The 23,129-nt window shown below is 73.3% G+C and carries 25 protein-coding genes; 2 read left to right on the plus strand and 23 right to left on the minus strand.

All coding sequences use genetic code 11. From position 1 onward, the window contains the following. Positions 1–84 precede the first annotated feature (84 nt). From FHG10_RS12240 to FHG10_RS12305, 14 genes are all read right to left on the minus strand, one after another. Complete coding sequence (locus FHG10_RS12240; protein ID WP_109275318.1) at positions 85–387, minus strand: DUF2469 domain-containing protein; 303 nt, start codon at positions 385–387, stop codon at positions 85–87. After that, complete coding sequence (locus tag FHG10_RS12245; RefSeq protein ID WP_152353661.1) at positions 384–1,253, minus strand: ribonuclease HII; 870 nt, start codon at positions 1,251–1,253, stop codon at positions 384–386. The genes FHG10_RS12240 and FHG10_RS12245 overlap by 4 nt, the downstream gene beginning before the upstream one ends. A gap of 14 nt (positions 1,254–1,267) precedes the next feature. Beyond that, on the minus strand, positions 1,268–2,077 hold the full coding sequence (gene lepB / locus FHG10_RS12250; protein WP_152353605.1) for a signal peptidase I: 810 nt from the start codon (positions 2,075–2,077) through the stop codon (positions 1,268–1,270). A 10-nt stretch (positions 2,078–2,087) separates the two neighbouring features. After that, positions 2,088–2,663 (minus strand): signal peptidase I, encoded by a 576-nt coding sequence (gene lepB, locus FHG10_RS12255; protein WP_227488219.1) that lies wholly within the window; start codon positions 2,661–2,663, stop codon positions 2,088–2,090. Positions 2,664–2,665: 2 nt separating this feature from the next. After that, on the minus strand, positions 2,666–3,016 hold the full coding sequence (gene rplS, locus FHG10_RS12260; RefSeq protein ID WP_152353606.1) for a 50S ribosomal protein L19: 351 nt from the start codon (positions 3,014–3,016) through the stop codon (positions 2,666–2,668). A gap of 304 nt (positions 3,017–3,320) precedes the next feature. Next, complete coding sequence (gene trmD, locus FHG10_RS12265; RefSeq protein ID WP_152353607.1) at positions 3,321–4,052, minus strand: tRNA (guanosine(37)-N1)-methyltransferase TrmD; 732 nt, start codon at positions 4,050–4,052, stop codon at positions 3,321–3,323. Between the two features lie 3 nt (positions 4,053–4,055). Continuing rightward, positions 4,056–4,610 (minus strand): ribosome maturation factor RimM, encoded by a 555-nt coding sequence (gene rimM, locus FHG10_RS12270; protein WP_152353608.1) that lies wholly within the window; start codon positions 4,608–4,610, stop codon positions 4,056–4,058. Between the two features lie 105 nt (positions 4,611–4,715). Then, positions 4,716–4,958, minus strand: a complete 243-nt coding sequence (locus FHG10_RS12275) for an RNA-binding protein (RefSeq protein WP_152353609.1) — start codon at positions 4,956–4,958, stop codon at positions 4,716–4,718. 1 nt (position 4,959) lies between these two features. Beyond that, on the minus strand, positions 4,960–5,460 hold the full coding sequence (rpsP, locus tag FHG10_RS12280) for a 30S ribosomal protein S16 (protein ID WP_152353610.1): 501 nt from the start codon (positions 5,458–5,460) through the stop codon (positions 4,960–4,962). Between the two features lie 200 nt (positions 5,461–5,660). Beyond that, positions 5,661–7,034, minus strand: a complete 1,374-nt coding sequence (locus FHG10_RS12285; RefSeq protein WP_152353611.1) for an Nramp family divalent metal transporter — start codon at positions 7,032–7,034, stop codon at positions 5,661–5,663. 65 nt (positions 7,035–7,099) lie between these two features. Then, positions 7,100–7,606, minus strand: coding sequence for a MarR family winged helix-turn-helix transcriptional regulator (locus tag FHG10_RS12290; protein ID WP_227488220.1), 507 nt, complete (start codon positions 7,604–7,606; stop codon positions 7,100–7,102). Further along, on the minus strand, positions 7,603–7,830 hold the full coding sequence (locus FHG10_RS12295) for a hypothetical protein (RefSeq protein WP_152353612.1): 228 nt from the start codon (positions 7,828–7,830) through the stop codon (positions 7,603–7,605). The genes FHG10_RS12290 and FHG10_RS12295 overlap by 4 nt, the downstream gene beginning before the upstream one ends. Before the next feature lie 144 nt (positions 7,831–7,974). Next, on the minus strand, positions 7,975–8,598 hold the full coding sequence (locus tag FHG10_RS12300) for a DivIVA domain-containing protein (protein WP_152353613.1): 624 nt from the start codon (positions 8,596–8,598) through the stop codon (positions 7,975–7,977). A gap of 90 nt (positions 8,599–8,688) precedes the next feature. Beyond that, positions 8,689–9,885 carry an amidohydrolase family protein gene (locus FHG10_RS12305; protein WP_152353614.1) on the minus strand — a complete coding sequence of 399 codons (1,197 nt, stop codon included), beginning with the start codon at positions 9,883–9,885 and terminating at the stop codon, positions 8,689–8,691. 113 nt (positions 9,886–9,998) lie between these two features. Between FHG10_RS12305 and FHG10_RS12310 the strand changes: the two genes are divergently transcribed. Next, positions 9,999–10,952: an SRPBCC family protein gene (locus FHG10_RS12310; RefSeq protein ID WP_193636295.1), complete on the plus strand. Its 954-nt coding sequence runs from the start codon at positions 9,999–10,001 to the stop codon at positions 10,950–10,952. Positions 10,953–10,994: 42 nt separating this feature from the next. Here FHG10_RS12310 and ffh read toward each other — a convergent pair whose 3' ends face one another. The 9 genes from ffh to FHG10_RS12350 form a co-directional block, all read right to left on the minus strand. After that, positions 10,995–12,587: a signal recognition particle protein gene (gene ffh / locus FHG10_RS12315; protein WP_152353616.1), complete on the minus strand. Its 1,593-nt coding sequence runs from the start codon at positions 12,585–12,587 to the stop codon at positions 10,995–10,997. 121 nt (positions 12,588–12,708) lie between these two features. Then, entirely contained in the window at positions 12,709–15,057 is a 2,349-nt protein-coding gene (locus FHG10_RS12320; protein WP_152353617.1) for a [protein-PII] uridylyltransferase family protein, read from the minus strand. After that, the gene (locus tag FHG10_RS12325) at positions 15,047–15,385 is read right to left on the minus strand and encodes a P-II family nitrogen regulator (protein WP_152353618.1); all 339 of its coding nucleotides are present in this window, start codon (positions 15,383–15,385) and stop codon (positions 15,047–15,049) included. Before FHG10_RS12325 ends, FHG10_RS12320 begins: the two co-directional genes overlap by 11 nt. Continuing rightward, positions 15,382–16,812 (minus strand): ammonium transporter, encoded by a 1,431-nt coding sequence (locus FHG10_RS12330; protein WP_152353619.1) that lies wholly within the window; start codon positions 16,810–16,812, stop codon positions 15,382–15,384. Before FHG10_RS12330 ends, FHG10_RS12325 begins: the two co-directional genes overlap by 4 nt. A 185-nt stretch (positions 16,813–16,997) precedes the next feature. Continuing rightward, entirely contained in the window at positions 16,998–18,470 is a 1,473-nt protein-coding gene (gene ftsY, locus FHG10_RS12335) for a signal recognition particle-docking protein FtsY (protein WP_152353620.1), read from the minus strand. 83 nt (positions 18,471–18,553) lie between these two features. Next, a complete protein-coding gene (locus FHG10_RS18025; protein ID WP_193636296.1) occupies positions 18,554–18,703 on the minus strand; it encodes a hypothetical protein in 150 nt (49 codons plus the stop codon). Positions 18,704–18,857: 154 nt separating this feature from the next. Beyond that, positions 18,858–19,280, minus strand: coding sequence for a nucleoside-diphosphate kinase (gene ndk / locus FHG10_RS12340; RefSeq protein WP_152353621.1), 423 nt, complete (start codon positions 19,278–19,280; stop codon positions 18,858–18,860). A 78-nt stretch (positions 19,281–19,358) separates the two neighbouring features. After that, positions 19,359–19,775, minus strand: a complete 417-nt coding sequence (locus FHG10_RS12345) for a DUF4233 domain-containing protein (RefSeq protein ID WP_152353664.1) — start codon at positions 19,773–19,775, stop codon at positions 19,359–19,361. 2 nt (positions 19,776–19,777) lie between these two features. After that, on the minus strand, positions 19,778–21,151 hold the full coding sequence (locus FHG10_RS12350) for a bifunctional folylpolyglutamate synthase/dihydrofolate synthase (protein ID WP_152353622.1): 1,374 nt from the start codon (positions 21,149–21,151) through the stop codon (positions 19,778–19,780). 288 nt (positions 21,152–21,439) lie between these two features. On the opposite strand from FHG10_RS12350, the gene FHG10_RS12355 reads away from it, so the two are divergent. After that, the gene (locus FHG10_RS12355; protein WP_152353623.1) at positions 21,440–23,107 is read left to right on the plus strand and encodes a WXG100 family type VII secretion target; all 1,668 of its coding nucleotides are present in this window, start codon (positions 21,440–21,442) and stop codon (positions 23,105–23,107) included. Positions 23,108–23,129 lie beyond the last annotated feature (22 nt).

Here is a 23,129-nt window from a genome sequence, read left to right on the forward strand (position 1 = left end):
GTCGCGCGCGCGGCCGCGGGCCCCGTTGTGGATGACAGGGCATTGGGGAGGAACGGAGGACGGATCGTCCGGCGGTCCCCGGGATCAGGGAAGCGCGATGTCGGGCTTCGCGAGCTCCTCGATGTTGACGTCCTTGAAGGTCACCACGCGCACGGAGCGGACGAAGCGGCTCGAGCGGTAGATGTCCCAGACCCAGACGTCGGCCAGGGTGAGCTCGTAGAAGACCTCGCCGCCGGCGGTGCGGACCTGCATGTCGACCTGGTTGCACAGGTAGAAGCGGCGCTCGGTCTCCACCACGTACGTGAACAGCCCCACCACGTCGCGGTACTCCCGGATGAGCTGCAGCTCCATGTCGGACTCGTAGCTCTCGAGGTCCTGGGTGCTCACGGCTGCGCCTCCTTCGGGATCCGGGGACGGGGCTGCTCGCCCGCGTCCGCCCACAGTACGCCAGGGACGCCCGGCGTCCCCTGGACGTTCTCGTCCCCGCTCGCGGGGAGGCCCAGGTTCCAGGACCTGCGGTGCTGGGCGTGGGCTCCGCGGGTGCGCAGCGCCTCGCGGTGCGCCGCTGATCCGTACCCTTTGTTGCCCGCCCAGCCGTAGTGGGGCGCGAGGGCATCGAGCTCGACCATGTGCGCGTCGCGCGCGACCTTCGCGAGCACGCTCGCCGCGGCGACGCTCATGCAGTCGCGGTCCGCCTTCACGCGCAGCTGCACGGAGGGGAGGGAACGCCCCTCCGCCCGCTCGCCCGCCGCGTCGGGGGCCGGTTCGGCGAGAGCCGGGGTGATGACGTCGGCGTCTCCGTCCATGAGCACGATGTCCGCGGCGACGCCGAGCCCGGTGATCGCGCGGCCCGCGGCGAGGCTCAGCGCGGCCAGGATGCCGCGGGCGTCGATCTCCTCGGGGCTCGCCCACCCCAGGGCGTGCGCGTGCGCGACCTCCCGGAGGGGGCCGACGAGGGCTTCGCGGCGTCGGGCGGTGAGGGCCTTGGAGTCGCGGACGCCCTCGGGCAGCGCGTGCTCCGGACCGTCGGATCCGATGAGGACGGCGAAGGCGCCGACGACCACCGGGCCCGCGAGCGCACCACGGCCCACCTCGTCGACGCCCGCGACGACGACGGGGCGCGCGGGGTCGGCGGAGTCGTCGCCGCGCGACGCGTCGGGCGAGGCGTCGGCGTGCGCGAGAGCGAGGGCGATCTCGGTGTCCCAGGTCGGGGCCACCGTGCGGCGCCGACCCGCGGGCGAGGACGTCAGCATGGTCACGGGCGACCTCAGGAGGGGTCGGGGACGGAGGCGAAGGCGTCGCGCCCGTCGCCCAGTCCGGTCCAGCGGCTCACGGGCCAGAAGATCGCGACCGCGCGCCCGGTGACGTCGTCCTCGTCGACGTAGGGCTCCTCGCCCTGCGAGTAGTGGTACGAGGAGTCCGCGGAGTCGAAGCGGTTGTCGCCCATGACCCAGAGCTTGTCCTTCGGGACCGTGACGTCGAAGGAGGTCTGGCAGGCGGGGGTCTGGGGATTGATGTAGGGCTCGTCGAGGGTCTCGCCGTTCACCGTGAGGTCCCCACCCTCGACGCACTCCACGTGATCACCAGGCAGGCCGATCAGGCGCTTGACCAGGTGGTTCTGGGAGGGATCGGGGGCCAGGCCCACCCAGCTGAGCACCGTCAGCAGGCGATAGCGTGAGGACTGGTCCGCCCCCGTCTCGCTCTCCATCCAGTTCTGGGTGTCCTCGAAGACGACGACGTCGCCGCGATGGAGGTCGAAGACCCCGGGGCTCAGCTTCGAGACCAGGATCTTGTCGTTCTGGACCAGCGTCGGGTTCATCGAGTCCGAGGGGATGAAGAACGGCTGGATGAGGAAGGTCTTGACGAGCACGGCGATGATCAGGGCGACCAGCATGGTCACCGCGTAGTCGAGCCAGCTCCCGCGGTACCCGCGGCGCCGTGCGGCGCGCGCGCCGCCGCTCCCGCCGGGGCGGGGGCGCTCCCCTGTGCCGCCGGCGCTCGCGCCCTCCGACGACTGGTCGCGGACGGCCTGGTCCTCGGGATCGTGGTCCCCGGGGGTCGGCGCCTTCTCGTTCATCGCGCTGATCCTATCGGTCGAGTCGGCCGGCTCTTCCCAGGGGCCAGACAATGCGACTGGCCTCACCGATCACGCGATCGGTCGGGATCATGCCCCCGCCGGGCGACCCGAGCAGGAAGCGGGAATCCGTGGAGTCCGCCCGGTTGTCGCCGAGGACGAACATGCGCCCCTCGGGGACCTCGAGGTCGAAGCGGACCGTGCTCGTGTCGGTGCCTGGTGCGAGGTAGGGCTCCTCGAGCCTCTCGCCGTTCAGCACGAGGTGTCCGCCGTCGTCGCAGCAGCGGATGCTGTCACCGCCCACGGCCACCACGCGCTTGACCCAGTAGCGCGAGATCGCGCCGTCCTTCGGGAAGTAGCCCGAGCCGTCGAAGACGACGAGCTCGCCGCGATGCACCGCGGCGGAGCCGGTGCGGTCGGCGAGGATCACGTCGCCCGAGCGCAGCGTCGGCTCCATCGAGCCGCTGGGCACGCGGAAGGGCGCGGCGACGAACTGGCGCACGCCGAACGCGACGACCAGCAGCAGGACCACGCACGCGGCGGCGGCCACCAGGAGTGGCCGCCGCCGCGTCGACGAGGTGCTGGGCACGCTCAGGAGTGGTCGCGCTTCTCCTTGATGCGGGCCTTCTTGCCCGTGAGGTTGCGCAGGTAGTACAGCTTCGCGCGGCGGACGTCACCGCGGGTGACCACCTCGATCTTGTCGATCGTGGGGGCGTGGACGGGGAACACGCGCTCCACGCCGACGCCGAAGGACACCTTGCGCACGCGGAAGGTCTCGCGGATGCCGTCGCCCTGACGGGCGATGACGTAGCCCTGGAAGACCTGCACGCGGGAGCGGTTGCCCTCGACGACCTTCACGTGGACCTTGACGTTGTCGCCGGCGCGGAAATCGGGGATGTCGTCCCGCAGCTGCGCCTGATCGATCGCATCGAGCTTCTGCATCGTTCTCTCCTGCCGTTCGCCCCAGGTCGGACGGGGTTCTCGAAGGGACCTGAGCCCCTGCATGGTGAACCGTGACGTTCCGGTGCGGCGACGCTCGCGAGGAGTCGCACCGCTCCGTGGTGCTGGGCCTCTGGCCGCGTTTCCGACGCGACGGACCTGCCCGGCCGCTTCCTGCATCGCTCCCCTGGGGCAGAGCGGTGCGCGGCGTGCACACAGCGGGTCATTCTGCCAGCAGCGCGAGCGCCCCGGCAATCCTGCCCGGCGCAGATCACGCCGAGACGGCGGGACGGGCGGCGGAAGGAGGTCAGCCCCGGGCGTCCCAGAGGTCGGGGCGGCGCTGCCGCGTGCGCTCGGCCGAGCGCTCGGCGCGCCAGGCAGCGATCCTCCCGTGATCGCCGGAGAGCAGGACCTCGGGGGCCTCGCGCACGGCGCCGGACGGTTCCGTCCAGCGCGCCGGCCGCGTGTACAGGGGATATTCGAGCATCCCGTCGGAATGGGACTCCTCCACCAGAGACGCCGCGTTCCCGACGACGCCGGGGACCAGGCGCACGATCGCCTCGGTGAGGGCGAGCACGGCGACCTCTCCCCCGTTCAGCACGTAGTCGCCGAGGGAGACCAGGGCGACCTCGTGCCCCTCGTCGGCCAGGTGCTCGTAGACCCGCTCGTCGATGCCCTCGTAGCGCCCGCACGCGAAGACGATCCACTCGCGCGCGGACCACTCCTGGGCGAGGTCCTGTCGGAACACCCGCCCCGCCGGGTTCGGGAAGACGATGAGCGGGCGGGCGTCGGCTCCGAGCTCGTCGCGGCCCTCGGCGATCACGGCGGCGAGGGCCTCGGCCCATGGCTCGGGCTTCATCACCATGCCGGCGCCCCCGCCCAGCGGCGAGTCGTCGACCGTGCGGTGGCGGTCGTGGGTCCAGGTCCTCAGGTCGTGGCGGTGCACGGAGATCAGGCCGTCGCGCGCGGCCTTCCCGATGAGGGAGAGGTCGAGGGCCTGGAGGTACTCGGGGAAGATGGTGATCGCGTCGATGCGCACGGCTCAGGCCCCGGTTCCCGGCTCGTCCTCGCCCGACGGCTCGAAGAGGCCCCCGGGCGGGTCGGCGATCACCGTGCCGGCCTCCACGTCGACCTCGGGCACGAGCTCCTCGACGAAGGGCAGCATGACGCGGCGGCCCTCGGCGGAGCGCACGATGAGCAGGTCCTGGGCCGGGTAGTGCTCGAGATCGATGACGGTGCCCAGCTGGCGTCCGTCGACATGGCGGACGGCGAGGCCCTTGAGCTCGGAGGGGTACCAGGCCTCCGGGTCCTCCTCGGCCTCGACCGCGGTGTCCACGGCGAGGGTCAGCTCGACCCCCCGCAGGGACTCGGCGTCGGTGCGGCTCGCGACCTCGGAGAAGCGCGCGTACCAGCGTCCCTGCTGGATGCGGGTGGCGGCGATCGTGAGGTCCCGCTCGCCGGCGCTCGTCGCGGCGCTGAAGGCGGTGCCCGTGGCGAGACGCTCCTCGGGCTGGTCGGTGCGCAGGACCAGCGCGACCTCGCCCTTGAGGCCGTGGGCCTTGCCGATGGTCGCGACGGTGACGTCCAGTGCGTTCATGGGATCGCTTTCTGCCGGTGGGAGTGGGGCCGACGGGCCGTGACGCGACGGAGGCGGCACCGGTGACCGGTGCCGCCTCCGTGTGCGGTGCGAGATGCGCTCTGCTCAGCGCCGGTCGACATCGACGATGTCCACCCGCACGTCGTCCTCGGAGATCGCTCCGGTGACGGTGCGCAGGGCGCGGGCCGTGCGGCCCGAGCGGCCGATCACGCGCCCCAGGTCCTCGGGGCTGACGCGCACCTCGAGGAGCGGGCCGCGCCGGGTGTCCTTCTCGGTGACGCGGACGTCGTCGGGGCTGTCGACGATGCCGCGGACCAGGTGGTCGAGAGCCTCAGCGCGCGCGCTCATCTCAGGCCTCGTCGGACTTCGCGTCGTCGGCGGCGGCGTCGGCCTCGGCGGTGGTCTCCCCCTCGGCGGGAGCCTCCTCGGAGCCGGGCTCGACGTCCTGGCCCTCGGGCTGCTCGGCCGCGTCCGCGTCCTTGGCCTTCTTCGCGCCCTCGCGGGACGCGGCGGCGGCCTTGTCGGCCTCGGCGATGAGGTCCTCGGCGGACTGCTTGGACCCGGCGCCCTGCAGGGAGCCGGCGGCGTCGCCCTCGCCGGTGAACTTCTGCCAGTCGCCGGTGACCTTGAGGATCGCGGCGACCTGCTCGGTGGGCTGCGCGCCCACGCCGAGCCAGTACTGCGCACGCTCGGACTGGACCTCGATGAACGAGGGCTGCTCGGTGGGGTGGTACTTGCCGATCTCCTCGATCACGGCGCCGTCGCGCTTCTTGCGCGAGTCGGCCACGACGATGCGGTAGAACGGTGCACGGATCTTGCCCATGCGCTTGAGACGGATCTTGACGGCCACGAGTGTGGACTCCTTCGGCGATGTTCGGGTGAGCCGCGCCGCAGCCTGTGGGGTCATGCGGGCGCTGACGCGTCTCGGGGTGTCGCGCGAAGACGGGTAGAGGGCCGGTCGGCGCGCATACAGGGGTCGATTATGCCAGGCCCGACGGGCCCTCGCCAGGCGAGGGCGTGTGCCCCGAGGCACATGCCCCCTCCCCGGCCTCACGCCCCGGCGATCGCGCCCACCAGTTGATTGCCGCCGAGCGCGATGAACACGATGGCGACGATCCCCAGGATCGCGTTGAGCACCCAGCCGTTGCGCCAGCGCTCGGGCATGTGGCGGGAGTTCATGAGCACCAGCAGCGTGATCGCGAGGAAGGGCATGAACAGCGACCCCAGCACGCCGTAGGCCACGATCACCTGCACGGGCTTGCCGAGCAGCAGCAGGAGCATCGGCGGGAACGTCAGCCAGAGGATGAAGAAGCGGTAGTAGGTGCCGCCGATCCTGCGCTTGGGGTGGTCCTCGGGGAGCTTGCGGGCGCTGCCCCAGAAGTCGGCGAACATGATGGAGACGCCGTTCCACACGCCCAGCACGGAGGAGAACGACGAGGCCCAGAAGCCCAGGAGGAAGATCCAGCTCATCGCGGTGCCGTAGCGGGAGGCGAGCACGTCCGCGAGGTCGAGCAGCCCGCGGTCCTCCTCGCCGATCGCGATGCCGCTGGAGTACAGCAGCTCGGCGCCGACGACGAGCATCGCGACCACGAAGATGCCGGAGATGACGTAGGCCATCGCGTTGTCGATCCGCATCACGCGCATCCAGCGCGGGGTGGACCAGCCCTTCTCGGTGAGCCAGTAGCCGTAGGCGGCGAGCGTGATGGTGCCGCCCACGCCGCCCGCGATGCTGAGGGTGTACCAGAGGCCGCCCTCGGGGATCCGCGGGACCAGGCCTCCCAGGATGTCCGGGATGTTCGGCAGGGTGACGACGGCCGCGCCGACGACGGTCACGAACATGATGCCGACCAGCACCGCGACGACCTTCTCGAGGGCGTGGTAGCGGCCGAGCCACACGAGCGCCGCGCCGACCAGGCCGGAGAAGGCCGCGTAGACGGCCAGGGGCATGTGGGCGAACAGGCCGATGTCCCCGATCACGGGCAGCTGCGGGACGAGCGCGGCGATCGGCAGCGCGGAGGCGCTCATCGCCGTCGCCCCGTACACGAAGCCCCAGACCATGATGTAGGGCCCGAAGTACCAGGAGGTCCAGCGGCCCACGCGCCGCCAGCCCTCGAAGATGGAGTGCCCGGTGGCCAGCGTCCAGCGGCCCGCGCCCTCGACGAGGAAGATCTTGATGACGACGCCGGCGACCGCGGCCCACAGCAGGGCGTAGCCGTAGCGGGAGCCGGCGACGAGGGTCGCCACGAGGTCGCCCGCGCCGATGCCGGTCGCGGCGACGACGAGGCCGGGTCCGATGATCCGCCAACGGGCGGGCCCGGAGGCCTCCGGGGCCGCGTCGACGGCGGTGGGCGTCCCCGACGTCGAGGGCGCGTCGGGGCGATCTGCGGGGCGTGGGGAGGGGTGCGCTGCGTCCTCGGAGTGCATGCGCCGACGCTACAGGGCCGTGGCCGCCGTCCGCGCGCAGCGGCGCGCCGCCCGTCGGGCGGGCGTCAGATCTCCGCGGGCGCGGCCTGCTCGGACCGCGCCGCGAGCTCGACGACCTTCATCATCCCGGCGTGCAGCGCCTGCACCTCGGCCTCGTCCATGCCCAGGCGCTCCCGCATGATGCCGGGGACGGCCTTCGCGCGCTCGCGCAGGACGCGGCCGCTGTCGGTGAGCACGATCGCGAGTGAGCGCTCGTCCTCCGAGGCGCGGGTCCGCTCGAGGTAGCCGGTGGCCTCGAGCCTCTTCACCAGGGGCGACAGGGTTCCGGGGTCCAGCGCGAGCCGGGAGCTCAGCTCCTTCAGGGAGAGCGGGGACTCCTGCCACAGGGCGAGCATGACCAGGTACTGCGGATGCGTCAGTCGCAGGGGTTCGAGCACGGGCCGGTACGCCGCGACGATCCCGCGGGACGCGCGCGTGATGGCGAAGCACACCTGGCTCTCCAGCGCGAGGGGGTCGATGTCCTCGCGCGCACTCTCGCACTCCGCTCCCGCGTCCGCTCGGGTCCTGCTCACGCCGAGGTTCCCTCCTGCTGGTCCGTCCGCTCATCCGTCCGCCTGCTCTCGCGCCACTGCCGATGCAGGTCGCGTCGGCGCAGGTACTCGCGCTTGCGCCGGGCGCGGGGGTCGATGGCCGCGTCGAGCGTGGCCGGCCCCATGATGTGCAGCAGGATATAGCTCGTCCGGAACCCGGTGCGGTACAGCCAGGAGAAGGAGTCGGTGCCGCGAGGCCTGTCCATGTGCCCTCCGTTGACGTCAGCGCCTTGCGCACCAATGCTTGGTGCACCAATTCATTGTGCGACGCGGGGCGGCCTTCGGCCAGTCCTGCGCCGCGAGGGCGACGGGCATCACGGCGGCCGCCCGTCGGATGGGGCGCGCCGGGCTCAGATCACGCGCAGCCGCTCGACGATGCCGCGGAGGAAGCCGTCCACGTCCGCGCTGCGATATCCCTCGCGCAGGCGGCCGACGGCGACGGGCTGTCCGGACAGGAGCACCTGCAGGGCGGCGTCCGCGCGGTCGTGCTCGTCGCCCTCGGCCGTGAGCGCCTCGAAGGCCCGGTCCAGGAGCTGGTCGATCCCGTCCATGTCGTAGCGGTCGCCGCGGCGCGCCGCGGCGAAGCGCGAGCCCTGCAGCTCGGCCGCGATCGCGCCCGTCGCGGAGTCCTCGGCGATCCGGGCGCTCGCCCCCTGCGTCCGCGCCACCACGGCGGCGACGGCGGGAGCGGCCCGGGAGTCCAGGAAGTCGTCGACGTCGTCCATCGCGTAGCGGACGCCGGACATGCGCGGGGTGAAGCGCACGTCGGCGATCCCGCCGAGCAGCTCGAGGTCGCGCCGACGCCCGGACGAGCCGACCTCCCGCGCGAGGCGGTCGAGGTACTGGTCGACCTCCTCGCAGTCGTAGCCGGACCCGAAGGCCTTGACCCGCGCGAAGCGCGCCCCGGTGAGCAGCGCGACGACGTCGGCGTCGCAGGAGGCGGCGTCGGAGGAGCCGGAGGGGTCGACGGTCATAGGGTTCTCCCGGTGAGGTGCGAGACGGGTGGAGAGAGGGAAGGACGGAAGGACGGAAGGACAGAAGGACGGCGGAGGGTGCCTCCCCCGTCAGCGGATGATCGCGCCGCCGAGCACGATGCGCGCGGGACCCCGCAGCGCGCGGTGGTCGCGGCGGGGATCCTCGGGCACCACGAGGAGATCGGCAGGGGCGCCGTCCTCGAGGCCGGGCGCGCCGAGGAACGCGCGCGGCCCCCAGGAGGCGGCCTGGAGGATCGCGAGCGGATCGAGCCCGCAGGCGGCGAGCTCGTCGAGCTCGTCGTGGATGATGCCGTGGCCCAGCACTCCCCCGGCGTCCGTGCCGGTGAGCAGCTGGACGCCGGCGTCGTGGGCGTCGCGGGTGCGCTCGAACCGGCGTGCGCGCAGGCGCCGCATGTGCGCCGCGTAGTCGGGGAACTTGCGCTCGCCCTGGCTCGCGTAGGTCTCGAACTCGTCGACGTTCACGAGCGTGGTCACCACGGGCACGCCCGCCTCGGCGGCGCGGGCGATGGTGTCGCCCGTGAGACCGGTCGCGTGCTCCAGGCAGTCGAATCCGGCGTCGAGGGCCAGAGGGAGGGTCTCCTCGTCGAAGGTGTGGGTGGTGATGCGGGCGCCGTGGGCGTGCGCGGCCTCGGCGGCGGCCCGGAACTCGTCGGCCGACCAGGTCGGCGTGAGGTCCCCGGCCTGCCGGTCGATCCAGTCGCCGACGAGCTTCACCCAGCCGTCGCCGCGCTCGGCCTCCGCCGCGACGGTCGCGGGCAGGTCCTCGGGGTCGACCTCGTGCGCGTACCCCTTGAGGTAGCGCCGGGTGCGGGCGACGTGCCGTCCGGCCCGGACGATGCGGGGCAGATCGGCCTCGCGCTGCAGGGGCGCGGTGTCGGTGATGGAGCCGGCGTCGCGGATGAGCAGCACGCCGGTGTCGCGGTCGACGCGGGCCTGGGCGCGCGCGCCCTCGAGCCCCGTCGCCGTGCCCTCGTCGCTGATGCCCACGTGGCAGTGGAGATCCGCGAGACCGGGCAGCACGAAGCCGTCGATCTGCTCGATCCCGGTCCCGGCGGGGAGGTCCGGCTTCTCGTGGTGGATGCGGCCGCCCGCCACCCAGGCCTCTGCGACCTCCTGCTCGGGCCCGAGCAGGATCGGGCCGGTCAGGTGCAGGACAGGTGAGCCCGTCGCCTCGGCGCGGTCGTAGGCGGGGCCGTCGGCGGCGGGCCGTCGGCCAGCGGCGAAGGACTCGCGGGCGGCGCGGACGGAAGGGGCATCGGTGCGCATGCCCCGAGGCTATCGAGCGGAGGGGCCCCGCGAGGGCGAGGGCTGTCGTTCGAGACCCCGGAGTGCTTCACTGGATGTGCCCTGCATCACTCGCCATCGTCGAAGGAGCACCCATGGGCACCCATCCGACCTCCCGCTACCTGCTGGGGACGGCGGAGTCCCCCGAGCTGGTGCTGCTCCGCCGCGTCCCCGCCGCACCGGCGGCCGTGCGCGAGGCCCTCGCCGATCCCGAGCGGCGCGCGCGCTGGCTGGGCGACCTCGAGGGCGATCCGACCGCGGCGGGGGACGCCTTCGAGCTGAGACTGGGCGACGAGGCGTCCGACGCGGCCGTCGGTCGGCTCCTGCTGCTGGACCCGGACCATCTGGCGGCCACCTGGTCCTGGCAGGGAGAGCGCGAGAGCGTCCTGCACGCGCGGGTGCGTCCCGGGAGCGGCGGCGGGGACAGCGAGGTCTGGGTGCGACACTCCCTCACCGAGCCCGATCACGTCGAGGGGTACGGCGGCGGGTGGGAGCAGATCCTCCAGGCTCTCGCCCGCGAGCTCGGCTGCGAGGCGGCCGAGGCGGAGGACGATGCGGCGATCGAGACCGCCGCCGCCGAGCGCTGGCACCTGATGACGCAGCGCCCCGCCGAGATCGAGCGCACGCTGCCCGCCTCCCCCGAGCGGGTGTGGGAGGCGCTCACCACGCGCGAGGGGCTCGCCTCCTGGTGGTGGCGCCACTGGGACGACGTCGAGATCGAGCTCGACGGCGAGCGCGGCGCGGTGCGGATCACCGCCCCGCGGATCGCCACGACCCTGGGCCTCGAGCGCCTGGTGGCCGAGCGCCCCGCCCGCCTCGCCGCGACATGGGCGTGGTCCGAGCCGAGCGCCACCGCGGCCGACGAGGCGATCGACCTCAGGCTCGAGCCCGAGGGCGGCGCGGAGCAGGGCGACGAGGCCCAGGGCGCCGCGAGCACCCGGCTGCGCGTGCGGCACACGGGACCGTGGGAGGAGGACTCCCTCCCCGAGAACTACCGGCAGGGATGGGAGTCCACCCTCGACCAGCTCGTCGAGGCCCTCCGGGACTGAGCGACCCGGGGCTGAGCGACCCGGCGCTGCCCGCCGCCGGGCTCAGCGCCCGCGGCCGAAGAGCTTCTGCATCTCCGCGGGCAGCTGCGAGGGATCGATGTCCGAGAGGTCGGAGGCGCTGCCCGATCCGGCGCCCGGACCGAAGGCCGAGCCGGTGCTCTCGGGCTCCTCGGCGGCGCGGCGCGCGGCCTCGGCCTCCTCGCGGGCCGCCTTCGCCGGGTTCTTCGACTTCGACTTCTTGCCCTTCTTCGCCGGCGCCTGCATGCGGCCGCGGGACTTCTTGCCCCCGCCCATGCCGGGCATCCCCGGCATGCCGGGCATGCCTCCGCCGCCGCCGCGGCCCATCGAGCGCATGGCCTGCTGGGCGTTCTTGAAGTTCTCGAGCAGCTGGTTCACCTGCTGCACGGTCGAGCCGGACCCCTTGGCGATGCGGGAGCGGCGCGAGCCGTTGATGAGCTTGGGGTCGGAGCGCTCGGCGGGGGTCATCGAGTGGATGATCGCCTCGATGCGGCCCAGCTGGCTGTCGTCGAAGCTGTCGAGCTGGTCGCGGAACTGCCCCATGTTCGGCATCATGCCGAGCATCTTCTTGAGACTTCCCATCTTCTTGACCTGCTGCATGAGGCCCAGGAAGTCGTCGAGGGTGAGGTCCTGGCCGCTCTGGAGCTTCTTCGCGGTCTTCTCGGCCTCGGCCTGGTCGAAGGTGCGCTCGGCCTGCTCGATGAGGGTGAGCACGTCGCCCATGTCGAGGATGCGCCCGGCCATGCGGTCGGGGTGGAAGCGCTCGAAGTCGCCCAGCTGCTCGCCGGTGGAGGCGAAGAGGATCGGGCGCTGGGTGACGCCCGTGATCGAGAGCGCGGCGCCGCCGCGGGCGTCGCCGTCGAGCTTGGACAGGACCACGCCGGTGAAGCCGACGCCGTCGCGGAACGCCTCGGCGACGCGCGCGGCGTCCTGGCCGATCATCGCGTCGACCACGAAGAGGGTGTCGTCGGGGTGCACGGCGTCGCGGATGTCGCGCGCCTGCTGCATCATCTCCTCGTCGACGCCCAGGCGGCCGGCGGTGTCGACGATGACGACGTCGTGCTGCTGGAACTGCGCGGTGGAGACGCCGTTGAGGGCGACCTGCACCGGGTCGCCCACGCCGTTGCCAGGCTCGGGGGCGAACACCGGGACGCCGGCGCGCTCGCCGACGATCTGCAGCTGGTTCACGGCGTTGGGACGCTGGAGGTCGGCCGCGACCAGCATCGGTGTGTGCCCCTGGTCCTTCATCCACTTCGAGAGCTTGCCCGCGAGAGTGGTCTTGCCGGCGCCCTGGAGGCCCGCGAGCATGATGACCGTGGGCGGGTTCTTCGCCCAGGTCAGCTCACCGGTGGCGCCGCCGAGGACGGACACCAGCTCGTCGTTGACGATCTTGACGACCTGCTGGGCGGGGTTCAGGGCCTTCGAGACCTCCTCGCCCAGGGCGCGCTCGCGCACCCTGCCGGTGAAGTCCCGGACGACCGGGACGGCGACATCGGCGTCGAGCAGCGCGCGGCGGATCTCGCGGATCGTCTTGTCGACGTCCGCCTCGCTCAGACGGCCATGGCCTCGCAGCCCCTTGAGGGACGCGGTGATGCGGTCGGAGAGGTTGTTGAACACGAAAGCGGCTTCCCCTTGCTCGGACGGACCGCCCCAGTGTAGTCAGGCGCCCGGAGCGGATCCTGGCCGGGAGGCCCCGGCGCGGCCCACCTCACCCTCAGAGCCCGGACGCGCGCGCCCCTCAGGTCGCGGCGGCGTCCATGAGCGCGGCGATGACGCGGCCCACCATCGGCGCCTCGAGCGGTCGCCCGCGCGCGTCGGTAAGGTAGAGGACGTCCACGGCGCGCTGGCCGAGGGTCATCACGTGGGCGCTGCGCACGTGCAGGCGGTGCAGGGTGATCATCTCGGCGACGTCCGCGAGCAGGCTCGGGCGGTTGCGCGCATTGACCTGCACCACGGTCGCCTCGCTCGAGGCCCCGGGGAGGAGGGTCACCACGGGGGCGTCCTCGGCGGTGCGCGGCGGGGCGCCGGGGTCGACGTCGAGGACGCGCGCGGCCGGATCCTCCCGGCGCTGCAGCTCCCGCTCGAGAGCCGTGCGCAGCGCGGTCGGATGCGGCTGGTCCGACGGACGGCCCGTCATCCACCAGGTGTTCACGGCGACGCCGTCGAGGGTGAGCACGACGGCGCTGCGCACGTCCATCCGGTGCCGGGCGAGGACGCGCGCCTGGGCGGCGAAGACACCGGGCCCGTCGGGCGCTCCGAGGCACACCTGGGTGATGGGCTCCTCGTCGGTCGGCGCCGGGTAGAGCACCTGGGCGGAGCCGGAACGCACCACGGCCTCGCGCACGGCCTCCTGGACGGCCCGCTGCGGCGCGAGCAGATCGCGCGGGGCCCGAGGCGTGCCGGTGAGGGCGTCGCGGGCCTGCGCTGTGAGGTGGTCGACGAGCTGGGAGCGCCAGGACGACCAGGCGGCGGGACCGGCCGCGCGGGCGTCGGCCTCAGTCAGGGCGCGCAGCAGCTCGAGCGTCGGCAGGTCGCGGTCGACGGCCTGCAGCAGCGCCTCGAGGGTGCTCGCGTCCGAGAGGTCGCGCCCGGTCGCGAGCTCGACGAGCGTGAGGTGCTCGCGCACGAGCAGCTCCACGAGGTCGGCGTCCCTCGCGTCGAAGCCGAGGCGCAGGGCGGCGGCGCGGGCGAGCGGCGCCCCCTCAGCCGCGTGGTCCCGGCTGCCCGCTCGCTTGCCGAGATCGTGCAGGAGGGCGGCGACCAGCAGGATGTCGGGCCTGTCCACGGCGCCCAGCATCGCCTGGGCCTCGCGGACGGTCTCGATCTGGTGGCGGTCCACCGTGAAGCGGTGCACCGGGGAGCGCTGGGGGCGATTGCGCACCCCGTCCCAGCCGGCGATCCAGCGGCCGAAGGCCCCGTGGACGTCGAGCGCCTCGTAGGCGGCGCCGATGTGCTCCCCGGCCAGCGCATCCACGAGCACGTCGCGCTGCAGGGAGCTCAGCGAGGCGCGCGCCGAGCCGGCGGCGAGGCGGGTGAGGGTGGCATCGCTGAGCGGCATGCCGGTGGTCGCGGCGAGCCGCACCGCGGCGAGATCCCGCAGGGGGTCGGTGACGCGCGGGTCGATCGAGATCTCGTCGGCCTGGACGATCACCCCGTGCGGGTGGCGGGTGAGGACGGGGCGGCGGTCGGCGCCCAGGCCCCGGGTGCCGCGCCCGCCGGGCGCCGCGGCGGCGCGGGCCGCGCGCACGGTGCGGTGCAGCTGCCAGGCGACCGCGCGAGAGGCGTCGGCGAGGGCGGCGAGATGGTCGTCGGCGGTGTCGTGTCCGGTGAGGGCGGCGACGGAGTCCTGGTCGGCGCGGGCCAGCCGTGTGGTGCTGCGCCCGGTGACGGTCTGCAGGGCGTCGCGGGCGTCCAGCAGCACGCCGGAGGCCTCCTCGAGCACGCGGTGGTCGTGGTCGGCGAGCCAGGACTCGGCGAAAGCACGGATCACGACGGCGTCGCGCAGGCCGCCGCGGTCGGACTTGAGATTGGGCTCGGTGGAGTGGGCGAGCTGGCCGTAGCGGCCCTCCCGGTCCTCGGCGATGCGGATCATGTCCTCGGTGAAGCGCCGGGCGTCGCGGCGCCACTGGGCGCGCACGCGCGCGGCGGACTCGTCCACGAGCGCGACATCGCCGACGACCGGCCGCAGGTCCAGCAGCGAGATCGCGGCGCGCAGGTCCTCGCGGGCCACCTCGGCGCACTCGGAGGGGCTGCGCACGGCGTGGTCCAGCGACGTCCCCGAGTCCCAGATCGGGTACCACAGGCCCGCGGCCAGGCGCGAGGCCTCCTCCTCATCGACCTGCTCGCGATCCACGAGCAGGATCAGGTCGAGGTCGCTCATCGGCCCCAGGTCGAGGCGGCCCAGGGAGCCGATCGCGGCGAGGGCGGCGCCGGACGCCGGCGGGCCGGCCGCCTCCCAGAGCTCGCCGAGCCACTCGTCCACCAGGACGGCGTGCTCGCGGCGCCGGGAGGGGCCGGCCTGCTGGTCCGCGAAGCCCGCGTGCAGGACGTGGGTGAGACGCCTGCCGGGCAGCGGCTCAGATGGCATCCGCGCCCCGCTCCCCCGTGCGCACGCGCACCACGTCGACCACGTCGGTCACCCAGACCTTGCCGTCCCCGATGCGCCCGCTGCGGGCGGTGCGCACGATGAGGTCCACGGCCTCGGCGGCGCTCTCGTCGGGCAGGACGATCTCGATGCGGGACTTCGGGATCTGGTCGATGCGGTACTCGGCGCCGCGGTAGACCTCGGTGTGGCCGCCCTGGCGGCCGTAGCCCGCGACCTCGGTGACGGTCATCCCTGCGATCCCGTACTCGCGCAGGGCGTCGGCGACGTCGTTGAGCGCGTGCGGCTGGACGATGGCGGTGATGAGCTTCATCGGGGCTCTCCTGTGGTGGCGGGCTGGGCGGACCGGGGTGCCTCGTCGTGCTCCTGGGAGGAGCTGTCCGGACCCTGATCGGGCGCTGGGGCATGCATCGGCATGGTCTCACCGGCCGGGGACGGGATGGCAGACCCGGCGGGTCCTCCGGCTCCCTGCACCGGGCTCGCCGCCCGACGGGAACCGAAGCCCCCCATGAGGTCCCATCCCGTCTCCGCATGGTGGGTGACATCGATCCCGGCGAGCTCGTCCTCGTCGCTGATCCTCCAACCCATCAGCGCCTTCAGTACCAGGGCGATGATGGTCGTCACCACGGCGGAGAAGATCACAGCGGCGACGGCGATCACGATCTGGACCAGCAGCTGGCGCACGCCGCCACCGTAGAAGAGGCCGCTGTCAGTGGCCAGGAGACCGATGAGCACCGTGCCCACGAGACCTCCGACGAGGTGGACTCCGACGACGTCGAGCGAGTCGTCGAGACCGAGGCGGTACTTGAGCCCCACTGCCAGCGCGCAGACGATGCCGGCGACCGCACCCAGCACGATCGAGCCGACCGGGCTCACGGATCCGGCCGCCGGCGTGATCGCCACCAGGCCCGCGACCACGCCCGAGGCCGCCCCCAGGCTGGTGACGTTCTTGTCCCGGATCTTCTCCGTGATCATCCAGCCGAGCATCGCCGCAGCAGTCGCGACCGTGGTGTTCACCCAGGCGAGCCCGGCCGAGGCGTCCGCCGTTCCGGCCGACCCCGCGTTGAAGCCGAACCAGCCGAACCAGAGCAGTGCGGCACCGAGCATGACCAGCGGCAGGCTGTGCGGCTTCATCGGGTCCTTGCGCCACCCCAGCCGCTTGCCGACGATCAGCGCGAGGACGAAACCGGCCGTGCCGGCGTTGATGTGCACGACCGTGCCGCCCGCGAAGTCGATGGGCTCAGCGATCCCGGCGAAGGGGCCGTCGGCCGAGAGCAGCCCGCCGCCCCACACCATGTGCGCCATGGGCGCGTAGCAGAGGATGATCCAGATCGCGCTGAAAGCGATCCAGGTCCCGAAGCGCACGCGGTCGGCTATCGCGCCGGAGATCAGCGCCACCGTGATGATCGCGAAGGTCATCTGGAACCCTGCGGCGACGAGGAAGGGGACTCCGGAGTCGGCCAGGAGGGATTGTCCGTCCTCCCCGTGCAGACCGAAGAACTGGAACGGGTTGCCGAAGAGACCGGCGGTGTCGTCCCCGAAGGCGATCGAGTACCCGACGAGTGTCCACACGATCGCGCCGACGCCGAGGGCGGCGAAGGACATCAGCATCATGTTGAGCACGGTGCGCGCGCGCACCATGCCGCCGTAGAAGAAGGCGAGGGCGGGCGTCATGAGCAGCACGAGGGATGCGCTCACCAACAGCCACGCTGTGGCTCCTGTGTCGAGGGTGAAGGCCATGTCGGTGTCCTGGCTCGGAGGGGCCGGGCCACGGGCCCGGCGCGACCCGGGAGGATCGTGGTCACATCGTGCGGCGAGAAGGTCGCCTGGCACCTCCCCAGAGCCCGCCGTGATCTTTTCGTGACCTCGGGTCCGGGGCGTGGACGGGGCTGGAGGGCAGGGAGCGGCCGCGGACCGGAGCGGGCTCAGGCCTCCAGGAGGGCGTCGACGAAGCCGTGCGGGTCGAAGGGGGCGAGGTCGTCCATGCCCTCCCCGAGGCCGACCATCTTCACCGGGACGCCGAGCGCGCGCTGCACGTTGACGACGATGCCGCCCTTGGCGGTGCCGTCGAGCTTGGTCAGCACGATGCCGGTGACGTCGACGACCTCGGAGAAGACCTTCGCCTGCTGCATGCCGTTCTGGCCGGTGGTCGCGTCCAGCACGAGCAGCACCTCGGCGACGCTGTCGCCGTGCAGGGCCTTCTCGGCGACCCGGCGCACCTTGCCGAGCTCGTCCATGAGGCCCTTCTTGTTCTGCAGGCGTCCGGCGGTGTCGATGATGACGACGTCGGCCTCCTGCGCGATGCCCTCGGCGACGGCGTCGAAGGCGACGGAGGCGGGGTCGGCGCCGTCGCGGTCCGAGCGCACGGTGTCCACGCCCACGCGGGAGCCCCAGGTGGCGAGCTGGTCGGCGGCGGCGGCGCGGAAGGTGTCGGCCGCGCCGAGGACGACGCTGCGGTCCTCGGCGACGAGCACGCGGGCGAGCTTGCCGACGGTCGTGGTCTTGCCGGTGCCGTTGACGCCGACCATCAGGGCGACCGACGGGACCTCGGTGCCGTCGGGCGCCTCGCGGCGGGTCGCGGCCAGGCGGCGGTCCAGGCTCGGGTCGACGAGGGCGAGCAGCTCGGCGCGCAGCGCCTCGCGGATCTGCGCGGGGTCGTCGGTGCTGATGACCTGGATCCGGCGGCGCAGGTTCTCCATGAGCTCGTCGGTCGCGTCGGGGCCGAGGTCGGCCAGCAGCAGCGTCTCCTCGATCTCGTCCCAGGTGCTCTCGTCGATGGTGCCGCTCGTGAGCAGTCCCAGCAGGCCACGGCCGAGCGATCCGGAGCGTGCGAGCCGGTCGCGCAGGCGCTCCATGCGGCTGCCGGCGGGCTCGGGGGTCTCCAGCGGCGGCGCGGTCTCGGCGCCCTGGGCGTCCGCGGGCGCCTGGGCGTCGGTCTCGGGCAGCTCGGCGGACGTCCCGGCGGTCCCGGGGGCCTCCGTGGCCCCGGGGGCATCGGTCGGGGCCGACGGCGAGGCGCTGGTCGACGCGGAGTCGGGCGTCGCGGTGCGGCCCGGCTCGGTGCCGGGGATGACGGGGTTCGAGGGGTGGGCGGCGCGCGCGGAGGCGCTGCCGGCCGTGGGCGTCGCGGGGGCGGACGGCGAGGACGGCTTGGAGAGGGTGTCCCCCCAGGTCGGGGCCGCGGGCCGGTCGGCGCGGGGCTTCTGCGCCGTCGCGGTCGAGCCGCCGGAGCGATCGGCGGGGCCGCTGCCCTGGGACTCCTGGCGGCCCTGGGCGTCCCGGTCCCCGCCCTGGCCGCGTCGACGCCGGCTGCGCACCCATGCCCAGGCTCCGGCGCCGATGACGACGATGCCGCCGCCGGTGCCGGCGAGGGCGGCGAGGATGTCATTGGGGTCCACAGGTCACCTCCGGGTCGAACGGCGCCGGTCGGCGCAGGCCTCGCCCAGTGTAGGCGGGACGGCGGGAGGCGCGGACCGCGCGTTCAGGCGTCGCGGCGGGTGCGGGAGGAGCCGCGCAGCACGGTGCCGTCCTCGGCGCGCTCGACGGCGCGCGAGCTCAGCGCGGTCAGCACGAGGACGAGCGCCCCCACGAGGACGGCGAAGAGGAGGAAGACGATCATGACGATGCCCATGGGTTCATTCTCAGCGGGAGGGGCGTCCGCTTCCATCATCCGAGAGGACGACCGCGTGTCGCCTTGCTCACAGAACAGACGCGCGACGGCCCCGCTCCCCCGGCCCGGGAGGGCGGGAGCGGGGCCGTCGGCCGGTCGTCTGCCCGGAGCGGGCTCAGCTGAGCGCGGGGAACCAGATCCCGATCTCGCGGGTCGCGGACTCGACGGAGTCGGAGCCGTGCACGAGGTTCTGGATCACCGGGGCGTCCCACTCGCGGGCGAGGTCGCCGCGGATCGAGCCGGGCGCCGCCGCGGTCGGGTTGGTGGCGCCGGCGAGCGAGCGGAAGCCGGCGATGACGCCCTCGCCCTCGGCGACGACGGCGACGAGCGGGCCCGAGCCCATGTACTCCACCAGAGGGCCGTAGAAGGGCTTGCCCTCGTGCTCGGCGTAGTGGGCGGCGAGGGTGTCGGCATCGGCCACGCGCTGGTCGAGGGCGACGATGCCGTACCCCTTGGCCTCGAGCCGGCGGAGGATCTCGCCGCGCAGGCCGCGCTCGACGGCGTCGGGCTTGAGCAGGATCAGAGTGCGTTCGGTCATGCAGGGCACTGTATCTGTCGTGCCCGCACGGCGCCTCACCGCCCTCGACCCGCCCTCGGCACGCCCTCGGCCGGGGGATCAGGACCCCGAGGTGTCCGCCTGCTCGGGATGGGCGGCCCAGTAGCGGGCGTCGACCGCGTCCTTCTCCCGGTCCAGCGCATGCCCCTTGAGCACGCCGTACACGTAGAGCACGGCGAACAGGACGCCCACGATCCACATGGCGCTCACCCACAGCCCCAGCAGCAGGATCGGGATCTGCAGCACGGCGCCGAGCGCGTACGGCCAGGCGCGCTTCTTCAGCATGCCCGCGCAGGCGAGCAGGAGCACGGCGCTGATCAGGGAGATCGTCCACACGGGGACGCGGTCCTCGGGATTCAGCTGGTGGGAGACGAGCGCCGCGAAGAAGACGATGAGCGCCTCGACGGTGAGCGTCGTGGAGCTGAACATGCGCTGCGCCCCGTGGGGGCGCTGGGACGGGGTGAGGCGCAGGGCCATGCTCACGCCTCCTCGGCGACGCCGAGGAGGTCGCGGACCTCGGCGGCGAGGGTCACGGAGCCCGCGGCGACCACGCCGCCGAACTGGTCGCCGGAGGCCTCCGCGAGGTCCACGGCCCGCTGGATCGCATCGGGCAGGGAGGCGGACTCGATGACGCGGTCCTCGTCCTCGAAGACGTCGCGCGCGACGTCGGCGAGGCGGTCCGCGGGGATCGCGCGCGGCGAGGAGGACTGCGTGATGACCACGGTGTCCAGCAGCGGCTCGAGGGTCGCGAGCAGCTGCTCGGCGTCCTTCTCCTGCAGGATCCCCACCAGGCCGATGGTGCGCGTGAAGCGGAAGTTCTCCCGGACGGTCGCGACCAGCGCCTCGGCGCCCGCGGGGTTGTGGGCGGCGTCCACGAGGACCGTCGGCGCCTGGCGCACCACCTCGGCGCGGCCCGGGGAGGTGACGGCCTGGAGGCCCTCGGCGAGCAGCTCGGCGCCGAGCACCTGCTCGCCACCGCCCAGCAGCGCCTCGCAGGCGGCGATCGCGAGCAGGGCGTTGTGAGCCTGGTGCTCGCCGAGCAGCGGCAGGAACACGTCCTCATAGCGGCCGGCGATGCCCTGGAAGGTCACGAGCTGCCCGCCGACGCCGGGGGTGCGCGAGAGCACGCCGATCTGGTCGCCCTCGATCGCGGCCTCGGCGCCGAGGGCGAGCAGGCGCTCGCGGATCACGTCGAAGGCCCCGGGCTCGCTCTGCTCGGCGATCACGGCGAGCGCGCGGGAGGTGAGGATCCCGGCCTTCTCCCCCGCGATCTCCTCGATGGTCTCGCCCAGGTACTCCTGGTGGTCGAAGCCGATGGGCGCGATGACGGCGACGTCGGGATCGACGACGCCGGTCGCGTCCCAGGTGCCGCCCATGCCGGTCTCCACGACGGCGACGTCGACGGGCGCGGAGGCGAACGCCTGGTAGGCCATCGCGGTGAGGTACTCGAAGTAGGTCAGGGGCGGGCCGCCTGCCGCACGGGACTCCTCGTCGACCATCAGCGCGAAGGGCTCGACGTCCTGGTAGGCCTGGACGAAGGTCTCCTCGTCGACGGGGACCCCGTCGATCGCGATGCGCTCGGCCGGGGAGTGCAGGTGGGGGCTCGTGGTGCGGCCGGTGCGCAGACCGGCGGCGCGCAGGATCGCCTCGGCGATGCGCGCGGTCGTGGTCTTGCCGTTGGTGCCGGCGATGCGGATGGAGCGGTAGGAGTCCTGGGGGTCCCCCATCAGCTCCATGACCCGGCGGATGCGGCTCAGGTCGGGCTCGATGCGGTTCTCGGGCGCGCGCTCGAGGAGCGCCGCGTAGACCTCGCGCAGCTGGGGGCCGAGCTCCGGACGGGACGGACGTGGCACTGCGGCTCCTCGGGACGGGGTGGGGCGGGGTGACGTGGGACGGCCGCCCTCCAGTCTACGAGCGCGCCCCGGGGAACGCCCTCATGGGTCCTCCCCATCGTGCGCCCATCCACAACGGGCTGCGGGCCGTGGTGGCGGCAGCGCCGTCTTCCTAGCGTGATCGCCATGCGCCGCGGGGACCGTCCGCGGGCGACCGGCGGGCGAGGAGGGGGACATGGTCGAGGAGCTGGCGGCACCACGGGCGAGACGGTGGGCGACGGCGGGCACGGGGGTCGCGGGAGCGGGACGATGACCGGCTTCTGCGGCATGGACACCGCACAGGTGCGCGACCATGCCGATCAGCTTCGCGGCGCCGCCGATCGGCTCGAGGCATGGCAGATGCGTCTGGACGCAGCGATCGTGGGGACAGCATGGAGCGGACCGGACGCGGAGGCCTTCCGCTCCCTGTGGGCCCTGCTCTCCCTCGACGCCTTCCGGGCCGCATCCGCGGCGCTCGCCTCTCGAGGCGAGGAAGCCGCCGCGCAGGCGGACGACCAGGACGCGGCCTCGAGCGCCCGGGGCGGTGGGGGCGGCGCGGAGCCGGATGCGGTGGGCGTCTGCGCGCCCGGGGCCTCGGGGTCCGTCTCGGGGATCCCGGACGCGCCGTCGTCCGGCATGCGCCAGGGGTACCTGCGGGACGACAACCCGTTCCTCGCCGACTGGCTGGAGCATCCCGGCGAGCAGCTCCTCTCCGGCACCGCCCACTCGGTCTCGGATGCGATCGGGCGGGGCTGGGGCTCGGGTCTCGACGTCCTCGAGTGGGGGCTGGACCGCTCCGGGCGACGCAGCGACGCCATCGGCCAGCTGCGGCGGGACGGCGACCGGTTCGGGGGGATCCTCGAGGACTGGGCCGCAGGCGAGCGGGCTCCCACGTATGCAGAGCTCGGAGCCTCCGGGCTCGTGACGCTCGGCTCCGCCGGTGCCGTGACCTTCGAGGCGGGCTCCGACCACGATCAGGACACCGCCTTCCTGGACGACCGTCCCGGCGGCATCGTCTCCGATGTGCGGGTCGACGACGCGCCGTCGGCGAGCCCGCAGGATCTGGGCGACCTCCTCATCGGCAACGACGCCCTGCGGATGAAGGGCCGCGGCGCGGAGCCCTCCGGCGCCCTCGCGACCGGTCAGATCGGGGTGCAGGAGGTGCGCGGCGCGTCCGGCGGCGATCCCGTGTACATCGTGCAGGTGCCGCCCACCGAGGGCCCCGACGTCCAGGACCTCTCCGGCGCCTACGGGCAGACGGGCAACTCCCGGGACTGGGGCTCGAACCTGCGGCTCGTCGCGGGCCAGGATCCCGCCGCGATGAACGACGTGCGCGCGGCGATGAAGGCCGCCGACGTCCCCGCCGGGGCCGACGTCATGCTCGTCGGCCATTCGCAGGGCGGGATCATCACCTCGCACCTCGCGGCGGACCCGAGCTTCAACAGCGCGTGCGGCGCGGAGGGCACCTTCAACGTGACGCACAGCTTCTCGGCGGGCTCCCCGGTGCAGACGGTGATCCCGTCCCAGGACTCGACCCAGGTGGTCAACGTGGCGCACGGCCCCGTCGGCCTGGACCCCCACCTCTCCCTCGGCGCGTCGCACCGTCCGGACCTCGAGTACTCGGGCGATCCGATCGCGGAGCTGGACCTGCAGGGCGCCCAGATGGGAGGCGGCTCCCTGAGCGCGCCGAACGTGCACGAGGTGATGCTGCCCGGGAGCACGCAGCATGCGAGCGACGGTGTCCGCGGGATCGGGGTGAACCACGAGTCCTTCGAGAGCGGGTCCCCGGACGCCTTCTACTACGGATCGATCCAGGAGCACACCGCCTCCGACCCCGTCCTGTCCGCGCTCCAGGACGATCTCGACGGCCGGTACATCGGCGAGGGCACGTACGTCTCCCGTTCGACCGTGGTCGACGTCGGGCGCGGTGAGCCGTGACGGCGCTCGATCGGGTCGTCCC

Origin of the sequence: Brachybacterium subflavum (assembly GCF_009299795.1) — a bacterium.
GTDB lineage: Bacteria > Actinomycetota > Actinomycetes > Actinomycetales > Dermabacteraceae > Brachybacterium > Brachybacterium subflavum.

Bases quoted from the DNA above. Each gene is read 5' to 3' on its own strand.
- FHG10_RS12245 (WP_152353661.1), bottom strand. From the start codon at position 1,253: ATGCTGACGTCCTCGCCCGCGGGTCGGCGCCGCACGGTGGCCCCGACC.
- lepB (WP_152353605.1), bottom strand. From the start codon at position 2,077: ATGAACGAGAAGGCGCCGACCCCCGGGGACCACGATCCCGAGGACCAG.
- rplS (WP_152353606.1), bottom strand. From the start codon at position 3,016: ATGCAGAAGCTCGATGCGATCGATCAGGCGCAGCTGCGGGACGACATC.
- rimM (WP_152353608.1), bottom strand. From the start codon at position 4,610: ATGAACGCACTGGACGTCACCGTCGCGACCATCGGCAAGGCCCACGGC.
- FHG10_RS12275 (WP_152353609.1), bottom strand. From the start codon at position 4,958: ATGAGCGCGCGCGCTGAGGCTCTCGACCACCTGGTCCGCGGCATCGTC.
- FHG10_RS12285 (WP_152353611.1), bottom strand. From the start codon at position 7,034: ATGCACTCCGAGGACGCAGCGCACCCCTCCCCACGCCCCGCAGATCGC.
- FHG10_RS12295 (WP_152353612.1), bottom strand. From the start codon at position 7,830: ATGGACAGGCCTCGCGGCACCGACTCCTTCTCCTGGCTGTACCGCACC.
- FHG10_RS12300 (WP_152353613.1), bottom strand. From the start codon at position 8,598: ATGACCGTCGACCCCTCCGGCTCCTCCGACGCCGCCTCCTGCGACGCC.
- FHG10_RS12305 (WP_152353614.1), bottom strand. From the start codon at position 9,885: ATGCGCACCGATGCCCCTTCCGTCCGCGCCGCCCGCGAGTCCTTCGCC.
- FHG10_RS12310 (WP_193636295.1), top strand. From the start codon at position 9,999: ATGGGCACCCATCCGACCTCCCGCTACCTGCTGGGGACGGCGGAGTCC.
- FHG10_RS12320 (WP_152353617.1), bottom strand. From the start codon at position 15,057: ATGCCATCTGAGCCGCTGCCCGGCAGGCGTCTCACCCACGTCCTGCAC.
- FHG10_RS12325 (WP_152353618.1), bottom strand. From the start codon at position 15,385: ATGAAGCTCATCACCGCCATCGTCCAGCCGCACGCGCTCAACGACGTC.
- FHG10_RS12330 (WP_152353619.1), bottom strand. From the start codon at position 16,812: ATGGCCTTCACCCTCGACACAGGAGCCACAGCGTGGCTGTTGGTGAGC.
- FHG10_RS18025 (WP_193636296.1), bottom strand. From the start codon at position 18,703: ATGGGCATCGTCATGATCGTCTTCCTCCTCTTCGCCGTCCTCGTGGGG.
- ndk (WP_152353621.1), bottom strand. From the start codon at position 19,280: ATGACCGAACGCACTCTGATCCTGCTCAAGCCCGACGCCGTCGAGCGC.
- FHG10_RS12345 (WP_152353664.1), bottom strand. From the start codon at position 19,775: ATGGCCCTGCGCCTCACCCCGTCCCAGCGCCCCCACGGGGCGCAGCGC.
- FHG10_RS12355 (WP_152353623.1), top strand. From the start codon at position 21,440: ATGACCGGCTTCTGCGGCATGGACACCGCACAGGTGCGCGACCATGCC.